General features: G+C 72.6%; 27 protein-coding genes. 17 read left to right on the plus strand and 10 right to left on the minus strand.

The features are described from left to right. Positions 1 to 498: 498 nt before the first annotated feature. Positions 499 to 1,269: an isocitrate lyase/phosphoenolpyruvate mutase family protein gene (locus tag C2L59_RS45370; protein WP_103355780.1), complete on the minus strand. Its 771-nt coding sequence runs from the start codon at positions 1,267 to 1,269 to the stop codon at positions 499 to 501. Positions 1,270 to 1,444: 175 nt separating this feature from the next. Between C2L59_RS45370 and C2L59_RS45375 the strand changes: the two genes are divergently transcribed. Genes C2L59_RS45375 through C2L59_RS45385 form a run of 3 tightly spaced genes read left to right on the plus strand, consistent with a single transcriptional unit; the run spans position 1,445 to position 3,740 of the window. Continuing rightward, positions 1,445 to 2,161: a dihydrofolate reductase family protein gene (locus C2L59_RS45375; protein ID WP_103355781.1), complete on the plus strand. Its 717-nt coding sequence runs from the start codon at positions 1,445 to 1,447 to the stop codon at positions 2,159 to 2,161. A 23-nt stretch (positions 2,162 to 2,184) separates the two neighbouring features. Continuing rightward, complete coding sequence (locus C2L59_RS45380; protein ID WP_233224088.1) at positions 2,185 to 2,538, plus strand: YciI family protein; 354 nt, start codon at positions 2,185 to 2,187, stop codon at positions 2,536 to 2,538. Next, positions 2,535 to 3,740 (plus strand): RNA polymerase sigma factor, encoded by a 1,206-nt coding sequence (locus tag C2L59_RS45385; protein WP_103355783.1) that lies wholly within the window; start codon positions 2,535 to 2,537, stop codon positions 3,738 to 3,740. Before C2L59_RS45380 ends, C2L59_RS45385 begins: the two co-directional genes overlap by 4 nt. A 418-nt stretch (positions 3,741 to 4,158) precedes the next feature. Here the strand turns inward: C2L59_RS45385 and C2L59_RS45395 are convergent, their stop codons facing one another. After that, on the minus strand, positions 4,159 to 4,365 hold the full coding sequence (locus C2L59_RS45395; protein ID WP_103355784.1) for a hypothetical protein: 207 nt from the start codon (positions 4,363 to 4,365) through the stop codon (positions 4,159 to 4,161). A 202-nt stretch (positions 4,366 to 4,567) separates the two neighbouring features. On the opposite strand from C2L59_RS45395, the gene C2L59_RS45400 reads away from it, so the two are divergent. The 4 genes from C2L59_RS45400 (at position 4,568) to C2L59_RS45415 (ending at position 7,354) form a co-directional block, all read left to right on the plus strand. After that, positions 4,568 to 4,924, plus strand: coding sequence for a hypothetical protein (locus tag C2L59_RS45400; RefSeq protein WP_103355785.1), 357 nt, complete (start codon positions 4,568 to 4,570; stop codon positions 4,922 to 4,924). Between the two features lie 101 nt (positions 4,925 to 5,025). After that, positions 5,026 to 5,259, plus strand: coding sequence for a phosphopantetheine-binding protein (locus tag C2L59_RS45405; RefSeq protein WP_233224063.1), 234 nt, complete (start codon positions 5,026 to 5,028; stop codon positions 5,257 to 5,259). Further along, the gene (locus C2L59_RS45410) at positions 5,256 to 6,482 is read left to right on the plus strand and encodes a beta-ketoacyl synthase (protein WP_103355787.1); all 1,227 of its coding nucleotides are present in this window, start codon (positions 5,256 to 5,258) and stop codon (positions 6,480 to 6,482) included. The genes C2L59_RS45405 and C2L59_RS45410 overlap by 4 nt, the downstream gene beginning before the upstream one ends. Before the next feature lie 11 nt (positions 6,483 to 6,493). Then, complete coding sequence (locus C2L59_RS45415) at positions 6,494 to 7,354, plus strand: alpha/beta fold hydrolase (protein ID WP_103355788.1); 861 nt, start codon at positions 6,494 to 6,496, stop codon at positions 7,352 to 7,354. On the opposite strand, the gene C2L59_RS45420 is transcribed toward C2L59_RS45415, so the two are convergent. Next, complete coding sequence (locus tag C2L59_RS45420) at positions 7,308 to 7,976, minus strand: GntR family transcriptional regulator (protein ID WP_103355880.1); 669 nt, start codon at positions 7,974 to 7,976, stop codon at positions 7,308 to 7,310. The two genes, C2L59_RS45415 and C2L59_RS45420, sit on opposite strands and share 47 nt — an antisense overlap. 28 nt (positions 7,977 to 8,004) lie before the next feature. On the opposite strand from C2L59_RS45420, the gene C2L59_RS45425 reads away from it, so the two are divergent. From C2L59_RS45425 to C2L59_RS45435, 3 genes are all read left to right on the plus strand, one after another. Further along, positions 8,005 to 8,991 (plus strand): YbhB/YbcL family Raf kinase inhibitor-like protein, encoded by a 987-nt coding sequence (locus tag C2L59_RS45425; RefSeq protein ID WP_103355789.1) that lies wholly within the window; start codon positions 8,005 to 8,007, stop codon positions 8,989 to 8,991. Positions 8,992 to 9,062: 71 nt separating this feature from the next. Then, a complete protein-coding gene (locus C2L59_RS45430; RefSeq protein ID WP_103355790.1) occupies positions 9,063 to 9,626 on the plus strand; it encodes a hypothetical protein in 564 nt (187 codons plus the stop codon). 69 nt (positions 9,627 to 9,695) lie between these two features. Then, the gene (locus tag C2L59_RS45435) at positions 9,696 to 10,049 is read left to right on the plus strand and encodes an STAS domain-containing protein (RefSeq protein ID WP_103355791.1); all 354 of its coding nucleotides are present in this window, start codon (positions 9,696 to 9,698) and stop codon (positions 10,047 to 10,049) included. A gap of 16 nt (positions 10,050 to 10,065) precedes the next feature. Here C2L59_RS45435 and C2L59_RS45440 read toward each other — a convergent pair whose 3' ends face one another. The 3 genes from C2L59_RS45440 to C2L59_RS45450 all read right to left on the minus strand — a co-directional run bounded on the left by C2L59_RS45440 (position 10,066) and on the right by C2L59_RS45450 (position 12,535). Further along, a complete protein-coding gene (locus tag C2L59_RS45440) occupies positions 10,066 to 10,959 on the minus strand; it encodes a 1-aminocyclopropane-1-carboxylate deaminase/D-cysteine desulfhydrase (protein WP_233224064.1) in 894 nt (297 codons plus the stop codon). Between the two features lie 52 nt (positions 10,960 to 11,011). Next, a complete protein-coding gene (locus C2L59_RS45445; protein ID WP_103355792.1) occupies positions 11,012 to 11,374 on the minus strand; it encodes a BlaI/MecI/CopY family transcriptional regulator in 363 nt (120 codons plus the stop codon). A 108-nt stretch (positions 11,375 to 11,482) separates the two neighbouring features. Then, positions 11,483 to 12,535 (minus strand): C40 family peptidase, encoded by a 1,053-nt coding sequence (locus C2L59_RS45450; RefSeq protein ID WP_233224065.1) that lies wholly within the window; start codon positions 12,533 to 12,535, stop codon positions 11,483 to 11,485. A gap of 293 nt (positions 12,536 to 12,828) precedes the next feature. Here C2L59_RS45450 and C2L59_RS45455 point away from each other — a divergent pair, with 293 nt between their 5' ends. The 6 genes from C2L59_RS45455 to C2L59_RS45475 all read left to right on the plus strand — a co-directional run bounded on the left by C2L59_RS45455 (position 12,829) and on the right by C2L59_RS45475 (position 19,290). Then, a complete protein-coding gene (locus C2L59_RS45455; protein WP_103355793.1) occupies positions 12,829 to 13,224 on the plus strand; it encodes a VOC family protein in 396 nt (131 codons plus the stop codon). Between the two features lie 133 nt (positions 13,225 to 13,357). After that, on the plus strand, positions 13,358 to 13,513 hold the full coding sequence (locus tag C2L59_RS47670; RefSeq protein WP_158263159.1) for a hypothetical protein: 156 nt from the start codon (positions 13,358 to 13,360) through the stop codon (positions 13,511 to 13,513). After that, positions 13,503 to 14,057, plus strand: a complete 555-nt coding sequence (locus tag C2L59_RS45460) for an RNA polymerase sigma factor (RefSeq protein WP_103355794.1) — start codon at positions 13,503 to 13,505, stop codon at positions 14,055 to 14,057. Before C2L59_RS47670 ends, C2L59_RS45460 begins: the two co-directional genes overlap by 11 nt. Next, a complete protein-coding gene (locus C2L59_RS45465) occupies positions 14,054 to 16,189 on the plus strand; it encodes a tetratricopeptide repeat protein (RefSeq protein WP_103355795.1) in 2,136 nt (711 codons plus the stop codon). The genes C2L59_RS45460 and C2L59_RS45465 overlap by 4 nt, the downstream gene beginning before the upstream one ends. Positions 16,190 to 16,220: 31 nt before the next feature. Next, the gene (locus C2L59_RS45470; protein ID WP_103355796.1) at positions 16,221 to 17,048 is read left to right on the plus strand and encodes an AAC(3) family N-acetyltransferase; all 828 of its coding nucleotides are present in this window, start codon (positions 16,221 to 16,223) and stop codon (positions 17,046 to 17,048) included. A gap of 139 nt (positions 17,049 to 17,187) precedes the next feature. Then, positions 17,188 to 19,290, plus strand: coding sequence for a DUF6351 family protein (locus C2L59_RS45475; protein WP_103355797.1), 2,103 nt, complete (start codon positions 17,188 to 17,190; stop codon positions 19,288 to 19,290). Between the two features lie 66 nt (positions 19,291 to 19,356). On the opposite strand, the gene C2L59_RS45480 is transcribed toward C2L59_RS45475, so the two are convergent. From C2L59_RS45480 to C2L59_RS50540, 3 genes are all read right to left on the minus strand, one after another. Next, a complete protein-coding gene (locus C2L59_RS45480; protein WP_103355798.1) occupies positions 19,357 to 19,782 on the minus strand; it encodes an ATP-binding protein in 426 nt (141 codons plus the stop codon). Between the two features lie 111 nt (positions 19,783 to 19,893). After that, positions 19,894 to 20,058, minus strand: a complete 165-nt coding sequence (locus C2L59_RS49665) for a hypothetical protein (protein ID WP_233224066.1) — start codon at positions 20,056 to 20,058, stop codon at positions 19,894 to 19,896. Positions 20,059 to 20,062: 4 nt separating this feature from the next. Beyond that, the gene (locus tag C2L59_RS50540) at positions 20,063 to 21,028 is read right to left on the minus strand and encodes a class II glutamine amidotransferase (protein ID WP_370444842.1); all 966 of its coding nucleotides are present in this window, start codon (positions 21,026 to 21,028) and stop codon (positions 20,063 to 20,065) included. On the opposite strand from C2L59_RS50540, the gene C2L59_RS45495 reads away from it, so the two are divergent. Continuing rightward, positions 21,011 to 21,352, plus strand: coding sequence for a VOC family protein (locus C2L59_RS45495; RefSeq protein ID WP_103355799.1), 342 nt, complete (start codon positions 21,011 to 21,013; stop codon positions 21,350 to 21,352). The two genes, C2L59_RS50540 and C2L59_RS45495, sit on opposite strands and share 18 nt — an antisense overlap. A gap of 81 nt (positions 21,353 to 21,433) precedes the next feature. Here C2L59_RS45495 and C2L59_RS45500 read toward each other — a convergent pair whose 3' ends face one another. Next, positions 21,434 to 22,087, minus strand: a complete 654-nt coding sequence (locus tag C2L59_RS45500) for a hypothetical protein (RefSeq protein ID WP_146060531.1) — start codon at positions 22,085 to 22,087, stop codon at positions 21,434 to 21,436. Positions 22,088 to 22,114 lie beyond the last annotated feature (27 nt).

The following is a 22,114-nucleotide window of genomic DNA, read 5'->3' on the forward strand; positions in this document are numbered from 1 at the left end:
ACCTCCCCGGTGCCACTTTCCTCTGACCCTGATGTCGGATTCTAGGGTGGGCCCCGCTCAGCTGGATCGCCCGGCGTAGGCCCCGGGCTGCTCCCAGGCCGCGAAGTGGCCGCCGACCGGGTGGTCGGCATGGGGAGCGGCTCTTCGGAAGCCTTGCCGGCCAAATCCTCGATCCGGGTTCAGCTCCCGACTGGGGGTGTCCTGGCGGCGTTCCTGGCGTTCGAAGTCGTGGCCGCCTCGTCGGGGGTGCTGGCGGGCCGGCCGGCCATCGCCTGTCCGGCGGCTCACGGCTTAGCTCTCTTCGGGCGCGGCCTCGGGCTCCGGCTTCGGCGTGCTCCGGCGGAGGTCCGCTTCGGTCCGGATCTGGGTGCGGTTCGGGTTGGCGACCAAGCTGGGGTTGTCGTTCACGTTTCGTCCTTTCGACGATCCGGGGTTACCCACGGCCCGGCCCGCCGAACAGTGACCCGCGGCACCGCCCGGCGGAGCTCGCCGGCTGTGTCAGTTGAGCTTGCGGGTGTCGGCCGGCAGCCCGCCGCCGGCGTAGACGTCTTCGGCCAGCTTCGCCAACGCCGTCAGGGCGACGTTCTGGCTCCACGGGCCGTAGGAGACGCGCGAGACGCCGAGTTCCTGCGCGCGGGCCAGGGGGATCGAGCCGGGGATGCCGATGAGGTTGACCTTGCGCTCGCCGAGTTCCCCGACGAGCCGCGCGACCTGGTGCTCGTCCAGCTTGCCGGGCACGAAGAAGTTGGACGCGCCCGCGTCGAGGTAGGCGCGGCCGCGGGTGATGGCTTCGGTGAGGGCGGTTTCCGGGTCGGTCCTGATGAAGGCGTCGGTGCGGGCGTTGAGGACGAAGTCGACCCCGGCCGCCTGGGCGGCCGCGACGGCGGCTTCGACGGCCTTGACGGCTTCGCCCAACGGCTTCATCCGGTCTTCGAGGTTGGCGCCGACCGCGCCGGCCTCGATGGCCCTGGCCACGGTGCCGCCGGGGTCGCCGTAGCCGGCTTCGAGGTCGGCGGTGACCGGCAGGTCGCCGGCGTTGCGCACGATGAGCGCGACCTCGGCGATCATCTCGTCGCGGGGGATCTTCTCGCCGTCCGGGTAACCGCGCGAGGCGGCGATGCCGTGGCTGGGGGTGGCGAGCGCCTTGGTACCGGGCGTTTCGGCGACGACTTTGGCGGTGATGGCGTCCCAGACGTTGACGACGAGCAGCAACTCGGGGGCGGCGTGCAGTTGCTGCAGGAGCCGGGCCTTTTCGGCGGTCGAGATCATGCTGTCCAATGTAGGTGGCGCAGCGGATCTTCGCCGCGGCCTCCCGCCTGGTGGCCGTGCGCGCTGAGGCGGCCGAAACTTTTTCCCCGCCGCATGTCGAGAACCCGTCGACGGCTCCGACTGAAGGACATCGGCGACCGCACCGAGGCCGCCGCCACCAGGAGGACCACGAACCATGACCAAGGTGACCGCCCAGATGTCGGTGTCCCTCGACGGCTTCTACACCGGGCCGCGGGGCTCCCGGGACGTGACCGGCTGGATGCAAGGGCCCGAAGCGCCCGGGTTCTTCCGGGTGACCCGGTGGGCCGTCGACGCCATGGCCTGGCGAGAGCGGCAGGGCTTCGCCGGCGGGGAACCTTCCGTCGACTCCGAAATCGTCGCCGAGACCTTCGCCGCCGCCGGGGCCTACGTGATGGGCCGGCGGATGTTCGATGCCGGCGAGGTGCCGTGGGGCGAAGAGCCGCCGTTCCAAGCTCCGGTGTTCGTCGTCACCCACCGTCCGCGGGAGGTTCTCGAACGCCGGGGTGGTACCTCCTTCACCTTCGTCACCGAGGGCGTCGGGCGGGCCGTCGAACTGGCGCGGGCCGCCGCCGGGGACAAGGATGTCGCCGTTGCCGGGGGTGGGGAGGTGCTGCAGCAGGTGCTGGCCGCCGGGCTGCTCGACCAGCTCGAACTGCACGTCGCCCCGGTGCTGCTGGGCGACGGCCAGCGGCTGTTCGGCACCGGCCTCGACCTCGGCGCCGACGACGGCATCGAGCTCGTCCCCGTCCGGGTGGTCGACACGCCCGGCGTCACCCACCTCCGCTATACCGTCACCGGGCGGTCGAAGCTGGTGCTGGACGATCGCGGCGCGAGCGGCGACCTGGTCGGGCCGGCCACGACCGGGCAGTGAGAGAGGAACGTCCCGTGAAGTACATGCTGCTGATCTACGGCAACGAGGAAGCCTTCACCTCCATCGGGGCGGAGGCCCTCGCCGAAGTCATCCGCGAGACCGACGCGCTCAACCAGGAGCTGTTCGAGTCGGGTGAGCTGGTCGGTGCCTACGGGGTCGCCGACGACGTGAACACCAAGATGGTCCGGGTCACCGGCGGCACGCCGGTGATCACCGACGGGCCCTACGCCGAGGCCAAGGAGTTCCTGGGCAGCTTCATGATCATCGACTGCGACGGCATGGACCGCGCCCTGGAGATCGCGGCTCGCGCCCCGTCGGCGCGCTACTGGGGCGTCGAGGTCCGGCCGCTGATGCACGAGGCCGACGTCGCGCCGTGACCGGCTGGCAGGCCGTCCGGCGGCTGGTCCCCGAGGTGCTCGGCGTGCTGGTGCGCCGCTACGGCCGGTTCGACGCCTGCGAGGACGCCGTCCAGGAGGCGCTGGTCGCGGCGGCGGCCCAGTGGCCGGTGGACGGGTGGCCGGAGAACCCCCGGGCGTGGCTGGTGACGGTGGCTTCGCGCCGCCTCGCCGACCAGGTGCGCAGCGACGCGGCCCGCCGCCGGCGGGAGGAGGCGGATGCCCTCCGCACTCCGCCCGCCGGCGGCGAGGCCGAGGCCGGGGACGACACCCTGACGCTGCTGTTCCTCTGCTGCCACCCGGCGCTCACGCCGTCGTCGCAGGTCGCGCTGACGCTGCGGGCCGTCGGCGGCCTGTCGACCGCGGAGATCGCCCGGGCGTTCCTCGTGCCCGAGGCGACCATGGCCCAGCGCATCACCCGGGCCAAGCACCGCATCAAGGCCGCCGGAGCCGCCTTCGAGCTGCCGCCCCCGGCCGAGCAGGCGGCCCGGCTCGGCGTCGTGCTCCAGGTCGTCTACCTCGTCTTCAACGAGGGCTACACGGCCACGTCGGGGACGCGGCTGGTGCGGGCCGAGCTGGCGGCGGAGGCCATCCGGCTGGCCCGTGAGCTGCACCGGCTGGTCCCCGGCGACGGCGAGGTGGCCGGGCTCCTGGCCCTGCTGCTGCTGACCGACGCCCGCCGCCCGGCCCGCACGGCCCCGGACGGGTCGCTGGTGCCGCTGAGCGAGCAGGACCGGACGCGCTGGGACACCGCGGCCATCGAAGAGGGCGTGGCCCTGGTGACCGGCGCCCTGAAGGCGGGCCCGGTCGGCCCGTACCAGCTCCAGGCCGCGATCGCCGCCGTCCACGACGAAGCGCCCACCGCCGCCGCCACCGATTGGCCGCAGATCCTGGCCCTCTACACGGTCCTTGAGCGCGTCGCCCCGAACCCGGCGGTGACGCTCAACCGCGCGGTGGCGGTGGCCGAGGTCCGCGGACCGGCCGCGGGACTGGCCCTGCTCGACACGCTCTCGGCCGACGAGCGCCTCACCGCGTCCCACCACCTCGTGTCGGTGCGGGCCCACCTGCAGGAGATGGCGGGCGACCGCGACGCGGCGCGCGCCGGCTACCAGGCGGCCGCCCGGCGCACCACCAGCGAACCCGAGCGGCGCCACCTGCTGACCCGCGCCGCGCGCCTGGGGTGAGGCGGCCGGCTACTGGGCGACGTAGCCCCGCCGGTCGCCTTCGGCCGATACCCCGCGGCCGGCTGGCGCATGATGCCCGTGTGGCCCAGGGAATACCGGCTCGGCCGCGGCCACCCGCACAGGCCGTGCGGCTCGTTCCCGGCGGGGGGATCCTGGCCGGCACCGCACCGTCCTCTGCGGACAACACATACACGACCCGGTCGTAGCGTCCGGACAGCCAGAGCTGCGTGCCGTCGGCGGTCACGTTGCCCATGTCCGGGCTGCCGCCGCCCGGGATGTGCCACCGTCACCGGCGCGCCCGTGTAGGCGTCGAGCACGCTGACGCTTCCGGGCCGACGACGAGCACCGCGACCCCGCCGGCCTCCGCGGCCGCGACCTCGTCCGGGGCCGGGGATGCGGTGCCCCGCACCAGAACGGCCTAGGCCCGCGCCGCGGCGGCGAGCGCGACGGCCGCGCCGACGGACTCCGCGCCCACCGCGAGGTAGACGTCCCCGCGCAGCTCGCGGGATTCACCCGGATCCCGCACCACGACGTCGCGCACCGGCACGTCCCGCGAGACCGGGCAGCAGCACCGCCGGACGCCGTACCCGCCGAGGACGTTCACCAGCCGATCCAGCGTGACCATGTCCCGTTCCTACCACCCGCGGCGCCGGCGGGGACGGCGCGGCTGCCACGAACGTGTCAATGACTGCGCGGTCCGCGGGTCGCGGTGCTCACCCGATGGTGTTGCGAGGTGGAAACGCACGCGGGGGCCACAGTAATTTCTGCTCGCGCGTGGCGCAGAACGCTGCCATTTCAGAATTTCGTGATTTCGAGGAGTCTCCCGCATGCTGAAGAAAGTCTTTGCCGTCACCGCCGCCCTCGGGGCCGGGGCGTTTCTCGCCGGTGGCGTCGCCGCCGCCGACACCCCGGACGGCTTCGAGCACCACTACGGCGGCTCCGACTCCCTCAGCCAGTTCAGCCTGCTGAACCTGAACAACACCGACGCGCTGCACAACGTCGAGGCCACGGTCGGGTTCTGCGACAACAACGTGAACGTCCTCGGCGTCCAGGTGCCGCTGCACGACGTCGCGAACGGCATCGACGTGCCGATCCTGTCGGGCGGCAGCTCGGCCGAGGGCGAGAGCCCCGACAACTGCGCCGGCGCCGGCCAGGCCGACGGCGGCACCAGCCAGGGCCACTGAGCCACGGCGGAACGCGGGCGGGAGCGGCCACGACGTGCGCCGGTCCCGCCCGCGGCCGGGCACCGGCCGTCGTGCGATACGGAATGGGAGTCTGCAGCAGAGTGACCGTCACCGAAGAAATCACCACGCTCCTGCACCGGAACTTCGGTGTCGAGCCGGCGGAGGTGCGTTCCGAAGCTTCCCTGCACGAGCTGGGGATGGACTCCCTGGCCCTGGAGGAACTGCGCGTGCTGCTCGAGGAACGCCTGGACATCGACCTGGAAGACGTCCAGCTGACCTCCCGGGAGACCGTGGGGCAGCTGGCCACGGCCGTCGACGAGAAGACCGCGCGGTGACGGCCGCGGCCGTGACGGGGCTGGGCCTGGTCACCGCGGCGGGCGTCGGTGCCGGCGCCGCGTGGCGGGGCGTGACCCGGTCCGGAGCCCCCTCGGGCGTGCGCCACCGGCCGGAGCTCGACGGGCTGTCGTGCGACTTCATGTACACCATCGACGACCTCGACGCCGAAAGCGTGCTGGGGGTGCCGGCGCTGCGGATGATGGACCGGTTCTCGCAGCTGGCCGTGATCGCGGCCCGGGAAGCGGTGGCCGACGCCGGGCTCGACACCTCGGTGTGGGAAACGGACCGCGTCGCCGTCGTCATCGGATCCGCCCACGGCGGCCTTCCGTTCTACGACCAGCAAAGCACCGTCCTCGCGGAGAAGGGCGTCCGGCGGGTTTCGCCGAAACTCGCGCCGATGACCACGGTGAACAGCGCCGCCAGCAGCGTGTGCATGGACCTCGGCGCCCGGGGACCGAGCCTGAGCGTCTCCACCGCCTGCTCTTCGGGCACCGTCGCGATCGGGACCGCGCTGCAGCTGCTGCGCGGCGGCGCGTGCGACATCGTCATCGCCGGCGGCGCCGAATCCGTGTGCTCCCGGCTGCTGCTCGCCAGCGCCTGCCAGATGCGGGCCGTGTCGACGCGCCGGGACGACCCGGCGGCGGCGTGCCGCCCGTTCGACGCCGACCGCGACGGGTTCGTGGTGGGGGAGGGCGCCGGCCTCGTCGTCCTGGAACGGCCCGAGCACGCCGCGGCGCGCGGCGCGCGGATCCGGGCCGGCATCGCGGGGTACGGCGCGTCCAGCGACGCGTACGCGGCGGTGGCGCCGGACCCCGAAGGCACCGGGATCGAGCGGGCGCTGCGGACCGCACTGGCCGACGCGGGGGTGGCCGCGGCCGACGTCGGCCACGTCAACGCCCACGGCACGTCCACCGTGATGAACGACCTGATCGAGGCGACCGTGCTGCACCGGGTGCTCGGCGACCGGCCGCTGGTGACCTCGACCAAGGCGATGACCGGACACGCGCTCGGCGCGGCCGGCGGCATCGAAACCGCGCTCACCGTGCTGGCCCTCGAGCGGCAGCTGGTGCCGCCCACGGCCAACTTCCGGACCCGGGACATCCGGATCCCGGTCGACGTGGTCGCCAAGGAAGCGCGGCCGGCCGCGTTCGACTGCGCGGTCAAGACGTCGATGGGCTTCGGCGGCCACAACGCCGCCCTCGTCCTCACGAAGAGCTGCTGAACCAGGAGATCATGCCCGAGGAAGAGATCCGTCCGCTGACGCTGGACGGAACGCGGTTCAGCTACCGGATCCTCCGGCAGCCCGGCCCGCGGACGGAACCGGTGGTCGTGCTCGGCGGCGGGTTCCAGGGCTGCCGGGGCTGGCCGCACATGGAGGACCGGATCACGCCGGTGGCGGACTTCGTGACGGCCGACCTCCCCGGCGTGGGCACGTCCGACCCCCTGCCGCCCGGAGCCGGGACGGAGTTCGCGGGCGCCGCGGTCGACCGGATCCTCGACGACCTCGGCGCACCGCGGGTCAACCTGTTCGGCTACTCCTACGGCGCCGAACTGGCTTTCGGCTGCGCCCAGCGCAATCCGCACCGCATCGCGCGGCTGATGCTCGGCGGCGTGGTCTCGCACACGAGCGCCGCCCAGCAGGAGTCGCTGCGGCTGGCGGCCGGCCACCTCGAGCGGGGCGACGCCGAGAACTTCGCCGCGGTGGCCGCGCGGATGCAGCTGTGCCTGGACGAGGACCGCCACATCCCCCGGCGTTCCCTGGTGTACCGCTACGTCAAGCGCTCGATGCTCCACGTCGCCGTCCACGTCCCCGACGTGCTGGCGTACCTGCAGCGGTCGCTGATCAGCAGCCCGTCGTTCGACGGCGGCCTGGCCGGGGTGCCGGCCCTGGTGTTCACCGGCGAGCACGACTCCATCACCACCCCGGACCGGCAACGCGCCTTCGCGGCCACGATCCGGGGCAGCCGGTTCGCCGCCGTCCGGGACGCCGACCACTGGGTGGTCCTGGAACGCGCCGCCGACGTCGCCGACCTGACCGTCCGCTTCTTCACCGACCGGCCTTGGGACGCAGCTCCTTACCTGGCGCACTCGTGAGCCCGTCCGCCGTGAGCGTGAGGTGCCGGGTCAGCTCCCCGGCCGCGGCGTCCGCATCGCGGGCCACCGCCGCCTCCTCCAGCCGGCGGTGCTCGGCGAGGTGGTCCCGGCCGGGGCCGTGGTACGCCGACCAGCGGCGAGCCAGCTCGCTCGCGGTCCACAGCCGGTCGAACGTCTCCAGCAGCACCGGGTTCCCGCAGCCGGCCAGCAGCGTGCGGTGGAAAACCCGGTGGGCCTCCGACCAGGCTTCGCCGTAGTATTCGCCTTCTTCGGGAACGAACGCCGGGGTGCGGGCGAGCCGGTGGCCGGCGGCCCGCACGTCGGCCTCCCAGCCGACGTCGCCGCGTTCGACGGACAGGCGCAGCACCACCGGTTCGATGGTCCGGCGGGCCTCCGCGATCTCCTGCCGGCGCCGGTGGGACAGCGCCGGGACGGCGAAGCCGCGGTTGGGCAACCGGTCGGCGAGCCCTTCGCCGACGATCCGCACGAGCGCCTCGCGCACCACCGCCAGGCTGACGCCCTGCTCCCGGGCGAGGTCCTGGGGTTTGAGCGCGTCACCGGGGGCGAAGTCGCCGCGCATGATCGCGGCCCGGAGGTGGGCGTGGACCTGCTCGGAAAGCATCTGCTGCACTCCGCCGAGAGGACCTACGTTGAGCGTCGACGATCCCTTCGCCCGCCTGCCCGAGGCGGCGCCCTTCACGGTCACCGGCGCCACCCTCACCGACGGCGGAGTCCTGCCGCCCGCGCAGCGCTCGGGGCACGACCTGTCCCCGCAGCTGTCGTGGCGCGGGGCCCCGGACGGCACCAAGAGCTACGCCGTCACCGTCTACGACCCCGACGCCCCCACCGGGTCCGGGTCCTGGCACTGGGTGGTCGCCGACATCCCCGCCGGTGTCACCGAACTGCCGGAGGGGGCCGGCGACGACACCGGCTCCGGCCTGCCGGCCGGGGCGTTCCAGCTGCCCAACGACGCCCGCGCGGCCCGCTTCCTCGGCGCCGCACCGCCGGCCGGCCACGGCCCGCACCGCTACTTCTTCGTGGTGCACGCCCTCGACGTCGAGGCCATCGGTGTCCCCGCCGACGCCACGCCGGCGCTGCTCGGTTTCACCATGGCCTCGCACACGCTCGGCCGCGCGGTCCTCACGGCGACGGCGGAAACCCCGGCGGCGCGCGAACGCATCGAGGTCTCCCGGCTGATCCCCGCCTCCGCCGACGCCGTCTTCGCGGTGCTGACCGACCCGGAGGGGCACGTCGACATCGACGCGTCGGGAATGCTCATGGGCGCCGAAGGGGACCGCGTCCGGCGGCCCGGCGACCGGTTCCGGGTGCACATGGACCGCGAGGCGCTGGGCGACGTCCCGCTGGGCAAGTACGAGGTCGAGGTGGTCATCACCACGCTCGTGCCGGACGCGGAAATCGCCTGGACGGTGGAAGCCGGGCTGCGGCCGCACGTCCGCCACCTCTACGGCTACCGCCTCGAACCGGCCGAGGGCGGCACCCTGGTCACGTCCTACTACGACTGGTCGGAGATCGACGAAGAGCGGAAGCGGCGCAACGTCTTCCCGGTCGTTCCCAGGTCCGCGCTCGAGGCCACGCTGGGAATCCTCGAGCGCACTGTCCGCTGCCGGAGCCGTTAAACGTCACTTTCGGTGGACTTTCCGCCCGGTTTCGAATTGCTGGCCGTCCCGATCTTGCCGACACTCGGGGAATGGAGAACACGGTTTCCGAGCCCGAAACGCAGCCCGAGTCCGACGTCCGGTTCCCGATCGTCCTGCGGGGCTACGACCGCCGCCAGGTGGACGAATACGTGCGCGTCGCGGAGAAGCGCGTGGACCGGCACGAGAAGGCCCGGCGGGTCGCGGAGCGCCGGCTGGCCAAGGCCCAGGTGCCCGCACCCCGGGCCGCGGAACCGGACGACGCCGCCGGGCTGGGCCGCCGGATCGAGAAGATCCTCCAGGTGGCGAAGGCCGAAGCGGCGGAGGTCGAGGAACAGGCCCGCAAGGAGGCCGAGGAGACCCGGGCGGCGGCGGAGAAGGCGGCGGCCGAGGCAGAGACGGCTCGCGCGGAAACCGAGCGCGCCGCGCGGCGGGAGGCGCAGGCGATCATCGCCCGCGCGGAGGAGGAAGCCGCCGCGATCCGGGCGGCCCACCGGGCGGTGCTGGCCCAGCTCGGCCAGATCGCCGTCGTGGTCGAAGAGGTGCGCGACCGGTACGGCGACGAGGCCGGGGAAGAGACCCCGGCCGAGCCGGACGCCGTGCCGTCGATCGCCTGACCGGCACGGACGGCGGAACACGATCGAGCCGGCGGCCACCGTCGAGTCCCCGACTGGAGCAGGTTCGCCATGGACGGCACCATCACGGTCACCAGGGCGATCGTCGCCGACGCGGTCGTCCTCACGATCGCCGGCCCGGTCGACGCGGCGACCAGCGGGCAGCTGAGCACGCTGCTCGCCGAAGCGATCGGCGAACGGTGTCCGCGTCTCGTCGTGCTGGACCTGCGCCCGGTCGAGTTCTTCGCGGCCGCCGGGATCCACGTGGTGACCCGGCTGGCGGCGGGCTGCCGGTTCCGCGGCATCGGGGTCCGCCTGGTGCTCGCCACCGGCACGACCGCCCACCGCGTCGTCGGGCTGGCCGGGGGCGACCTGGAGGTCGCGGCCTTCGACGACCTCGCCGCGGCCCTCGCCCGGCGGGAGTAGGGCGTGCCCCGACGGGTCAGCTCAGCACCGCGACGAGCCGGGTGCCCGGCCGGAAACTGCCGGCTTCAACGTGTGCGAAGAGCCCGTAGAGCATCTTCGCCTCGTACACCGGGTCAAGGCTGATCCCGTGCCGGTCCCGGAAGTCTTCGACGAAGCTGTCGAGCGCCGGCTGCCGCTTGGCGTACCCGCCGAAGTGGAAGGCGGTGTCGACGGTCCAGTTCGGGGTGACCTCGCGCAACGCCTCGAGCTGGAGGCGGCGGACTTCGTGCTCGAGGAACTCACCGCCCTTCAGGACCGCGAAGCCGATCGCGCGTTGCGAACCCCGCAGGCCGGCCGCGATCCCGGCCAGGGTGCCGCCGGTGCCGGTGGCGCAGCAGATGATGTCGAAGGCGGTGGTGATCTCGCCGACCAGCTCCGCGGTCCCGCGCACGGCGAGGCCGTTGCTGCCACCCTCCGGCAGGACGTAGCACGGCCTGAACTCCCGGACCAGCTCGGCGAGCACGTCCGGTTCCGCCTTGCGCCGGTAGGTGGCGCGGTCCACATAGGTCAGGGTCATCCCGCGAGCGCGGGCGTAGGCGAGGGAATCGTTGAGGGGCCGGTGCTCTTCGCCGCGGATGACCCCGACGGTCCCGAACCCGAGGTGGTGCCCGGCGGCCGCGGTGGCGCGGATGTGGTTCGAGTACGCGCCGCCGAAGGTCAGGAGCCGGGTGAAGCCCCGGTGCTCGGCGGATTCGAGGTTGTAGCGCAGCTTCCGCCACTTGTTCCCGGGCAGGTCCGGGCCGATGAGGTCGTCCCGCTTGAGCTGGAGGCGGACGGCACGGCGCTCCAGCCGCTCGTCCCGCAGCCCGACGAGGGGCGACGGCAGCTCGGCGAGGCCGGCCATCCGGTCCGCGATGGAGCGCACGGTCACGGGCACACGACCAGGCCGGCGCCGACGACCAGCGGGGCCGGGAGTTCGCGCATCATCGTTTGCGCGCCTTCCGGCGCAGCGCCCGGCGCAGGATGTCGGACTCCTCTTCGGTGGCCGAGCTGACGAAGTGCAGGAGAACGGACTCGCGGTCGTCGGCGGCGTCGAGGAGCTCACGCAGGGTCTGCGCGGTGGCCTCCTCGCGGGTGGTCACCGTGCGGTAGCGGTAGGCGCGGTCTTCCAGTTCGCGGTCCACCCAGCCCTTGCGGTGCAGGTTGGTCAGGACGGTCATCACCGTGGTGTAGGCCAGGTCGCGGTCCTGGTTCAGCTCGCCGAGGACGTCCCGGACCCGCAGCGGCTCCGCCGCGCGCCAGAGCACGTCCATGATCGCCGCTTCGAGTTCGCCGAACTGCCGCATCAGACCTCCGCGGCCGAGGGTACCCGCGGCCGGAGCGGCCGGGTATCGGCTGGTAGCCCGGGACGGCACTGCGGAAAACGGTGCCGTCCCGGACGTTCCCGCGGTGCGTCAGGCGGTCGGCCTGGTGGCGCCGGCGTACTGGCTCTGCAGCGGCGAGATCTTCACGACGTCACCGCTGGTCGGTGCGTGCACCATCTTGCCGTCGCCGAGGTACATCCCGATGTGGGACACCGGCGAGTAGTAGGCGACGAGGTCGCCGGGCTGCAGCTGGTCGCGCGGCACCGGCGTGCCGAACTGCGCCTGGGCGGCGGAGTTGCGGGGCAGCGTGATGCCGGCCTTCTTGTACGACCACAACAGCAAGCCCGAGCAGTCGAACGAGTCGGGCCCGGTCGCACCCCACACGTACGGCTTGCCGAGCCGGCTCAGCGCCGCGTCCACCGCCGTCTGGGCGGCGGCCGTCGGTGCCTTGACGACCGGGGCCTTGCCCCCGGTGTCGCGCTGGGCGGCCCGGTCGGCGGCGCTCAGGTTCCGGTCGGCCGCCTTGACCTGCTCGATCTGCTCGTCGAGCGTCTTCTGCTTGGCCTTGATGTCCTCGGTCAGCTTGGCCGCGGCGTCCCGCGCTTCCTGCGCACGCCGGGCGGCGTCGGTCGCCTTGGCGGCGGCGTCGTCGGCCTGCCGGACGGCGCCGGTGAGGTTGTCCATCGCGGCGTTCTTGCCCGTTGCGAGCACCTCGAGGGCCGAGGAGCGGTCCAGGAAGTCCCTTGTGGACGTGCCGGACAGCAGCGCGGACAGCTTGTTCAGCTGGACGCCGCCGGTGAAGGAGGCGCCGGCGAACTTGTCCACTTCGGTCTGGAACTTCTTCCGGTCCTCGCTGGCCTTCGCACCTTGGTCCTTGGCTGCGGTGACGTCGCCGGTGGCCTTGTCGAGCTCGCCCTGCTTCGCGTCGAGGTCGGCTTGGGCCTTGAGGAAGTCCTCGTTGAGCTTTTCCGCCTGCGCGGCCAGTTCCCGGTATTTCGCGAGGGCCTCGGAGCCGGTCGGGGGAGCTTGGAGGACGGGAGCGGGAGCGGCGGTGGCCGCGGGGAGGCCGACGGTGACGAGGGTGATCACCGAAGCCGCGGCGAGCACGCCGGACATCACGCGTCTGATCGGTTGCGACTGCACGGTCGCGGAGTTCTCCTTTGCCTTGGAGCCGCCGGGAGGGGATCGAGGTCGCCGTGCGGCACCGCACCAGGTGGCGCGCAGGGGTGGTCCGGCATCCCGGCAGCGACCCCGCGTCGCTGTCGGTTCGACAGGCATCGGCCGCGAGATCCCGGCCAGGTTACGAACAATCGGCGTGCCGTCCACCTTCGGGGGGCGTTGATCACGATCCGTTGTGCGCCATGCCCGCGGAACTACTAAGAGTGATAGTAGGTGGGCTCCGGCCGGCGGTGCGGACGCCCGGTAAGGTCGGAGGGGTGCTCGGTCACCTGGGAATCAACGTGCCGGACCTCGGCGCGGCCAAGCGGTATTACGACGAGCTGATGCCCCTGCTCGGCTTCGAACCGTTCCTGAGCACCGACGACCAGTTCGCCTACCGGCCCGTGGCCGGCAAACCGGGCACGTACGTGTTCTTCTACCCGGCGACCGACGAGACTCCCCACCGCGGCGAACGGACGGGGCTGCAGCATCTGGCGTTCATGGTGAGGACCCGCGCGGACGTCCATGCCGTCCACCGCCAGGTGCGGGCGGCCGGGGGCACGGTGCTGCACGAACCGCAGGACTTCCCGCAGTACCCACCACCGTATTTCGCGCTGTTCTGGCTCGACCCCTTCGGCATCAAGCTGGAAGCCGTCTGCCACCACGACCGGTGACGGCTGGGGCGCTTGCGGATCCGCTTCAGCCCGGGAAGTCCTGGCCAGGACCTGACCTGCCGTTTTGATGTTTCGGGCGGCCCGGCTCTCTGATAAGTCATTCGATGGCTCGACGAGACGGAGGGTGGTCCGGATGGATCTCGATGACTGGGGCGCGGGTCCCGAACCGGCGCACTGGGTGGCTCTGCTGAAGGCGCTGGCCCGGCTGCTGCTCGCGCTGGCGTCCGTCGGGAAGCGTGGTCGCGCCCGGGGTGGCTGGTCACCCTGGGAGGGTTCCGGTGCGCGATGAGGAGCGTCGTGCGGGGCCGGAGACCGCGGCTTACCCGGGTGGGTTCGACGCCTTCTTCCGCGCCGAATACCGGAGAATGGTCAAGGCGTTGATGGTCATGGAGGGCGCGTCCCCGGCCGACGCCGATGACTGCGTGGCGCACGCGATGGAAAAGCTTCTCGAACGCTGGCACCTGCCGGCGGCCGATCCGGGCTGGGTGCGTCATCCCCGGGCCTACGCGCTGGAAACGGCGAGGCGCAAGTTCAGGACCGAGCGGCGCCGACGGCAGTCCGTCGTCGAGGATGACGCCTCGAACCTGCCGGCCGACGAAGGGGCGCTGACGGTTGTGGAGGCTCGGCAGGTCGTCGCGGACGTGCTCGAGGGTTTGCCGTCGGCGCAGCGGCAGGTGATGCACCTGATCACCGAAGGCTATACACCCGCGGAAATCGCCGAAATCCTCGGGAAGAAACCCCACACCGTCCGGCAGCTCGCGCACCTGGTCAAAAAACGCCTGCGCCCGGTCTTGGAAACTCCGGCCCCGCGAAGAGAGGAGGAACAGCGGTGAACGACGCCGATGACGACCGTGCCGTGGCCGATGCCCTGCGGGAACGGCTGCAGCTCGCCGACGAAATCGTCGAGGAGTACCTCACCGACGACGGCTTGGAGGCCCGGCTTCGCGCGATCAAGGACAAGCACCGAGGCGGCCCTGCGGGGCTCTTCGGCCGCCGTGCGCTGCTGGACGACCTGCTGGCCCTGACGCGCGGGGCGCAGCCGGGACCGGCCGTGCTCGCCGGCCCGGGCGGCTCGGGCAAGACGACGATGGCCGCCGCGCTGGCCGAGCACGTCCGGGCGCGGGGCGGCCGGGTGTGGTGGGTCCCGGCGCTCGATCCGGTGACCCTGGCGCAGGGCCTCACGGACGTGGCGCGCCGAGCCGGGGGAGCGCCGCACGACGTCGAGGCGATCGCCCGGGGCACGGCGGACGCCGCCGACCGGTTCTGGCGGTTGCTCGAACGCACAGAGCCCGGCTGGCTGCTCGTGTTCGACGAGGCCGACGATCCCCGGGTACTTGCCGGCATCCCGGCCCCGGCGGGCTGGGTGCGTCCGTCCGCGCACGGCCTGGCCCTGGTGACCAGCCGGGAGACCGACCGGCGGCGGTGGGGAGCGGCGCGGATCCTGGACGTCGGCCCGCTGGACGTGGACGACGCCGCCCGGATCCTGCGTGAGCTGGCCCCGGCGGCGGGCACCGAAGACCAGGCCAGGACGCTGGCGCGCCGCCTGGACGGGCACCCGTTGAGCCTGCACCTGGCGGGGAGCTTCCTGCGCTCGCGAGCCGCGCGGGACGTCACCTTCGCCGCTTACGAACGAGCGGTCGGTGCGACGACGGGGTCCCCTCCGCGGGGCAGGAGCACCGCGCGGCGTGCGGTGGAACTCTCGCTGGACGGCTTGGCCCGGCGAGGCGTGCCGCACGCCAGGCCGGTGCTGCAGCTCGCCGGCTGTTACGCCGCCACGGCGATCCCCGAGGGCCTGCTCGACGCGGACTTCCGGTCCGCTCCGCTCGCCCACGCCGGGAGTGCGGCCCCGAACAGGCCCTTGGCGGAAGCGTTGCGGGGCCTGCGGGAGGTCGGCCTGGTCCGGGACGGCTCCCCGGGCGGCATCGTGGTGCACCCCGACGTCGGCCGGGCCAGCCTGGACGGGCCGGAGCCACCCCGGAGCTGGTTCCGGAACACGGCGGTGGCCCTCCTCGCCACCGACGTCGGCAGGCTGCCCCACGACCGGCCGGAGTCCTGGCCGGAGTTCTCCCTGCTCGGTCCCCACCTGCTGAGCCTCCTGGAGAGCACCGCACCGCAGGTCGACCGGGACCACCTCGTCCTGCTGATGGAGACCGCGGCCCGGATGGCCGGGGTGCTGAACCTCAGCGGGGCCGGCCGGGCCGGAAGTGCGCTGTGCGAGCGCGCGCTCGTCCACAGCGGCGAATTGGGCAACGGGCATCCGACCGTGCTGCAGCTGCGCCACATCCTGGCGTGGGCGGTCGCGGACCGGGGTGATCTGGCCGGCGCCGAAGACCTGTACCGGGACGTGCTCCGGCACCGGCTGCCGCTGCTCGGCCCGGAGCACCCGGACGTCCTCAAGTGCCGGCACGAACTCGCCTGGATCGCCGGCTGCCGGCAGGAGTGGACGGCGGCCGAGAACGGTTACCGGGCGGTCCTCCGCGACAGCGCCGGTGTCCTCGACCCCGACGACCCCGACCTGCTGATCACCCGTCACGAGCTCGGCTGGGCGATCGCGAACCAGGGGCGGTTCGAGGAGGCCCGGGAAGTCCTGCGGGCGGTCCTCGCGGACCGGCTGCTGGTGCTCGGCCCCGGCCACCAGCGAACCCTGGGGACCCGGCACGAACTCGCCTGGATCACCGCCCGGGAAGGCGAGTGGGCCCAGGCCGAAACCGCCTACCGGGAGCTGCTCGACCTGCGGGCGGACCTCCTCGGTGCCGAGCACCCGGAGACGCTCGCCGTCCGTCACGAACTCGCGTGGATCGCCGCCCGTCGCGGCCGGACATTGGAGGCGGTGGCGGCCTACGCGGATGTCCTGGACCGTCGCCGCCGGGTGCTCGGTGAAGATCACCCGGAAACGCGAGCGACCCGGGAGGCCCTGGAAGAGCTCCGGCGCGGCCGGATCGTCGACGCCCGCCACCCCGTGTGACAGCCGATCATCCCGTTCGAGGAGGTTCACAGTGATCCTGACCGAGCAGCTCACCAACGCGGTCGACGAGCTGGCGCCACCGGATCGTCCGGTCATGGTGCACGCGTCGCTACGCTCCTTCGGCGCGCCGATCGAGGGGGGCGCCGACGCCCTGCTGGACGCGTTGCTGGCCGGTAACCGGACGGTGCTGGTGCCGTCCTTCACCGAACCCCAGTTCGGTGTCGCCCCGCCGGCCGGCCTGCGGCCCGCGCGCAACGGCGTCGACTACGCCGGGTTCCCCGCGACGCCGGTGCCCGGGAACGGGCCCCGGTACACCGCGGACTGCGGGCTCGTCAACCCGGGACTGGGCGTTCTGCCGGCGGCGGTGATCGGACGGCCCGGCGCGGTGCGGGGCACGCATCCGCTGAACTCGTTCGCCGCACTGGGCCCGCTGGCCGACGAGCTGATCCCGGCGCGAGGTCCGTCCGATGTGTACGGTCCGATCTGCGAGCTGGCCGCCCGCGGCGGGCTGATCCTCCTCATCGGGGTGGGGCTCGACCGGATGACCGCCCTGCACCTGGCCGAGCAGCAGTCGGGCCGGCGGCTGTTCCTGCGCTGGGCGCGCGGCGCCGACGACCGGGTCGCCATGGTCGAGGTCGGCTCGTGCTCCGAAGGGTTTCCGCGGCTCGAGCCCGCCCTGCGCGCGCACGCCCGCACGGCCGTCGTCGGCGAGTCGCGCTGGCGAGCCTTTCCCGCACGGCCGACGCTCGCGACCGCGACCGCGACCATCAGGGCCGACCAGGAGATCACCGGTTGCGCCGACCGCGGCTGCCTGCTGTGCCGCGACTCGATCGCCGGAGGCCCGATTCCGAGCGGGTGACGGTGTTCGCGGGCGCGGAAACCGGGTGACATCAGCGGCGCCGGGTGACCCAGGTCACAAACAACCTCGGACCGCAGGTGCTATACCGGCACCTGCCGGTGTCGCGACGACGCGATGCCCCGAGCGAGCGGAGTGTCTGGTGGCGAACCGTGCTTTGCGCTCATCCGCCGTGGTCGTGGCCCTCGCCGTACCCGTTCTCCTGCCGGGGATCGCCTCGGCCGGAGCCTCGCCGGGGCGGCCGCTGACGATCGAGACGGTGTCGAACCCGCGGCCGGCGCTCGTCAGCGGGGGACAGGTGCTGGTCAAGGTCGTCCCGCCGGAAGGCGCGCAGGTCCGAGTCGGCGCCAACGGGCACGACGTCACGTCGGTTTTCCACGCCCAGCCGGACGGCAGCCTGCTCGGCCTGGTGACCGGTCTGCGCAACGGTGTCAACGACCTGAGCGCCCGGGCGCGCGGGCATGGCTCCGGCCAGCGGGCGAGCCTGCGCGTCACCAACCACCCGGGCACCGGGCCGGTCTTCTCCGGCGCGCAGCAGCTGCCGTTCTACTGCGAGACCCAGGCGTTCGGCCTGCCCGCGGCGACGCAGCCGCTCTGCAGCGCGCCGGCCCAGGTGAGCTACCAGTACCGGACGACCGCCGGGGCGTTCGCGCCGCTGGCCGACCCGGCGGCCCGGCCTGCGGACCTCGCGACGGCCACGGTCGGCGGCCGCCCGGTGCCGTACGTGGTCCGCGTCGAACGCGGCACGATCGATCGCGCCGTCTACGAAATAGCGGCGCTCTACGACGGCACGCCGTCGCCGACCGCGCCGGACCGCGGCTGGAACGGGAAGCTGGTCTACACCTTCGGCGGCGGCTGCAACGCGGGCTACCACCAGGGCAGCGCGACCGGCGGGGTGGTCAACGACCTGTTCCTGGGCCGGGGCTACGGCGTCGCGTCGTCGACGCTCAACGTGCTCGACACCAACTGCAGCCCGATCATCTCGGCCGAAGCGGCGATGATGGTCAAGGAGCACTTCGCCGAAACCTACGGCCCGATCGCCCACACCATCGGCTGGGGCGGCTCGGGCGGGGCGATCCAGCAGTACGACATCGCCGAGAACTACCCCGGCATCGTCGACGGCATCATCCCCGGCGTCTCGTTCCCCGACCCGCTGAGCGTGGGCGGCCCGGTGTCGGACTGCCGTCTGCTCGAGCGGTACTTCGCCGGGCCGGGCGCGTCGTTCACCGCGGCGCAGAAGCAGGCCGTCGCGGGGTTCGCCAGCTACGACAGCTGCATCTCCTGGGACAAGACCTTCGCCAGCCGCGCCACCGCGACCGGCAGCTGCAACGCGGCCATCCCGGTGGCGGCGCGGTGGGATCCGGTCGCCAACCCGGGCGGGGTGAAGTGCAACTCCAACGAGCAGCTGGTCAACCAGCTCGGGCGGGACCCGGAGACCGGGTTCGTGCGCAGCACGCTCGACACCACCGGCGTCCAGTACGGCCTGGCCGCGCTGCGGGCCGGGACGATCACCGCGGCCCAGTTCGCCGACCTGAACGCGAACATCGGCGGCCTCGACCACACCGGAACGCCGGTGCCGCAACGGATCGCGGCCGACCCGAAGGCCCTGGAAGCGGTGTACGCCGACGGCATCCTCAATGCGGCGTCGCAGGGCTTGCGGGAAACGCCGATCATCGACCAGCGGACCGACCTCGACCTCGCCGGGTTCGGCAACGACATCCACACCACCGAGTGGTCCTACGTCCTGCGCCAACGGCTCCTGCGGGCCAACGGCACGGCGGGCAACCAGATCATCATCGAAAACCACGCCACCCCCGCCGAAGCGGCGGCCGCCAGTGCCTACGAGCTCGACGCGATGGACCGCTGGCTCACCGCGATCGACGCCGACCGTTCGCACCGCAGCCGTCAGCAGAAGGTGCTGGCGAACCGGCCGGGCGACCTTGGCGACGGCTGCTACCTCTCGGCCGCGTCGCGGATCACCGAGAAGCTGACGTACCCGGCGAGCGGCCAGTGCGGCGCGCGGTACCCGGTGGCGGCCAACACCCGGCTGGTCGCGGGTGAGCGACTCACCCTCGACGTGCTGAAGTGCCGGCTGAAGCCGCTCGACTTCCGCGACTACCCGGTCACCTTCACCGCGGCGGACCGGCAGCGGCTGCGCGCGGCGTTCCCCGGCGGCGTGTGCGACTACAGCCGTCCGGGCGTCGGGCAGCGCGCCCCGATCGGGACCTGGCTGAGCTATCGGTGAGCGGGGCTGCCTCCGGCCTCCCGGGTGCCCAGCCTGCCGACAAGGCCGGACACCCGGGCCGCGATGTCATCCGCGAGCGGACGGGTCCGCGGGGCTGAGGTCGAGCTCGGCCCAGACGGTCTTCCCGGTGGGCCGTTGCCACTGGCCCCAGGTCACGCTGGTGGCGGCGACCAGCTTGAGCCCGTGCCCGCCGTCGGCCGAAGGCGGCCGCGAGCAGGCCGGGTCGACGCAGGTGTCGTCGACTTCCACGGAGAGCCAGTCACGTTTGCGCAGCAGGCGCACCTGCCGGGGTGGCGTCCCGTGCCGGAGGGCGTTGGACGTCAGCTCGTCGACCACCAAGAGCGCGTCGATCCGCTGTTCTTCGGGCAGATCCTGCAGCAGCCGGTCGGCCCAGGCGCGCACCCTGCCCAGCTCGGCGAGGTCGTCGGCGAGCTCGAGGGCGATCACGCGCAGCGAGTCGTCGGCGTGCGTGGTCTGCTGTTCGGTCGGCATCGGGGCGGAACCCTTCCTGAGCTGCGGCTCCGGACTGTTCCGCGGAGCCGATCTCGGGCCTGGTTACCCCATCATGCGGCGGTGAACCGGCGGCTGTACGCAGATCCGCCCTTAGTGGCCTTGCTGCGAAGCGGCGGCGTGGGCGCCGAGGTCGTCGAGCGTCAGCGGGTGCTTGGGCGGGTGCTCGAGGACCGTCCGGCGGGTGACGACCTGGTCGGCGCCGACGTGCAGCAGGTGGCCGGGCTGCAGGTCCTGCCAGCCGGGGTCTTCGTCCATCCGTTCACTGGCGACGACGACGGCCCGGTGGTGGGCTAGCGGCCCGGATGCGGCCGGCGGCGCTGGCGTGTTCGAGGTGGCGGTCGCCGTGCGGGCCGCCGGGGGCGCGGTGCAGGACGTAGAGGTCGTGGATTTCGGGGTAGCGCAGCGCCCAGAGTTCGGTGGGGGTGGTGAGGACGAGGTCGAGGGCGTAGACCGGCAGGAGGGCGGCGGCCCACCGGGCGGCGGCGCCGATCCCCGCGCCGACGTCGCCGCCGTGGGCGTCGATTTCCCGGGTGACGAGGGCGAAGAACCGCTCGGAGTCGGTGTCGCCTTCGACGAGGTCGCGGTAGTCGCCCAGCAGGTCTTCCAGGGCGGGGAGGTCACCGATGACGCCGTTGTGGGCGAAGAGGCGGTCGTGCTGGACGAAGGGGTGGGTGTTGGCGGGTTCGAGGCCGCCGGTGGAGGCTTGGCGTTCACGGTCACCGGCTCGTCGGGTTCGTTCGTGACGTTCGGCGGCGACCGCTGGAGCGACTTCGCGGGCAACGGTATCGGCTACAACCAGCGGCTGCCGGTGACGTGGTCGGTGGGGCAGGGAAACCACTACGTCCTCAACCCGGGTGCGAAGGCCGATCGGGTGGCGCAGAACGATCTGGCCGGCTGGAGCACCACGGGTGGTGCGGTGAACAGCACCAAGCAGAGTGGCCACAGTGGACGGTGGGCGTTCGCGCAGAGTTCGACGAAGGTGACCGTCTCCGGCATCGCGGTGACGAACGGGTCGATCCAGGTGGGCGTGTTCTCCGACGCGAACGCGGGCAACTGGGTGAACGTCGACGACTTCGGCCTGGTCCAGAACCGCTGACCCCGGCGGGCTCCTGTCCCGCCGGGCGGCAAGTTCGGGAGCAGCTGGACGGCTCCGGCAAGTAGGATTGCCGCTCGGGAGGGCGTTCCCGACACTCGCCGAGGAGAACCGATGCCCGCGATCCACCACGTGTCCGTCGTCGTCGACAACCTGGAAGAGGCCGCCGGGTTCTACGAACGGGCGCTGGGCTTCCGGCGCCGCACCGACCGTCCGGGCGCCCTCGGCCCGGGCGCCTGGCTGAACGTCGGCGACCAGCAGCTCCACCTGATCGAGGGCACCCCGCCGCCGGCGTGCGGCCAGCACTTCGCGGTGTTCGTCGACGACCTGGACACCGAGATCCGGAGGCTGCGCGCCGAGGGCGTCGACGTCAGCGACCCGGCCCCGATCGGAACCATGCGGCAGGCCTTCCTCACCGATCCGGCCGGGAACGCGATCGAACTCCACGGCAAGTAGGTCCACGCCAGCCGGCCCGTGCGAGCGCGCAGTGGGTGGCAATTGCCACGGCGCACCCCTCACGGGCACGTTCGGACGCGATCAGCTGCCCAGCGCCACCTGGTACTGCTTCGCCTGGTCCGGTGTCAGGAACCGCGACACCCTGACCAGGACACCACCCTTGACGTAGTCGTACTCTCCGACCGCGGGCAGTCCTTTCGCCACCGCCTGGATGAAGTCCATCCGTGCTTTGGCGGCCTCTTCGGTGCTGAACACCTCCACCGAGCCGCCGCGCTCGACTGCGTCCTCCTTGAGGTACTCGACGTCGTCGGACTTCACGCGCGAGTCCCCGAACGCCGTCTTCGAGCTGTACCCGTTCGGGCGGCCGAGCAGGTGGTTCGGGTCGTCCTCCGCCGTGTAAGTCTTGATCAGCTTCAGCGTAGCGATCTTCGCACCGAGCGTGTTCGTGACGTCGTCGGCCGTCTTCGGCGTATCGCCGTTCTCTGCAGGGGCAACGACGCCGGCAGCGTCGGTCGACGTCGGCGAGCCGCCCCCGGTGCTGCACGCGGCTGACGAGAGCACAGCCAACGCAAGGGGAACGACCAGGACGGTACGACGGATGTTCACAAACCCCTCCAGCTTGATGGCGGCCAACGCCAGTGATGTCTCGCCGGACAGATCGTTTGTTACGGCAAGCAATGAACTCGTGACCATGGCGCCCGGCGGCGTTCGCCGTCGGGCGGGTTCGACCTGCACAGCGACGCAGCGGGTAGTCGTCCCTGT

Source organism: Amycolatopsis sp. CA-128772 (genome assembly GCF_002904295.1).
Lineage (GTDB): Bacteria > Actinomycetota > Actinomycetes > Mycobacteriales > Pseudonocardiaceae > Amycolatopsis.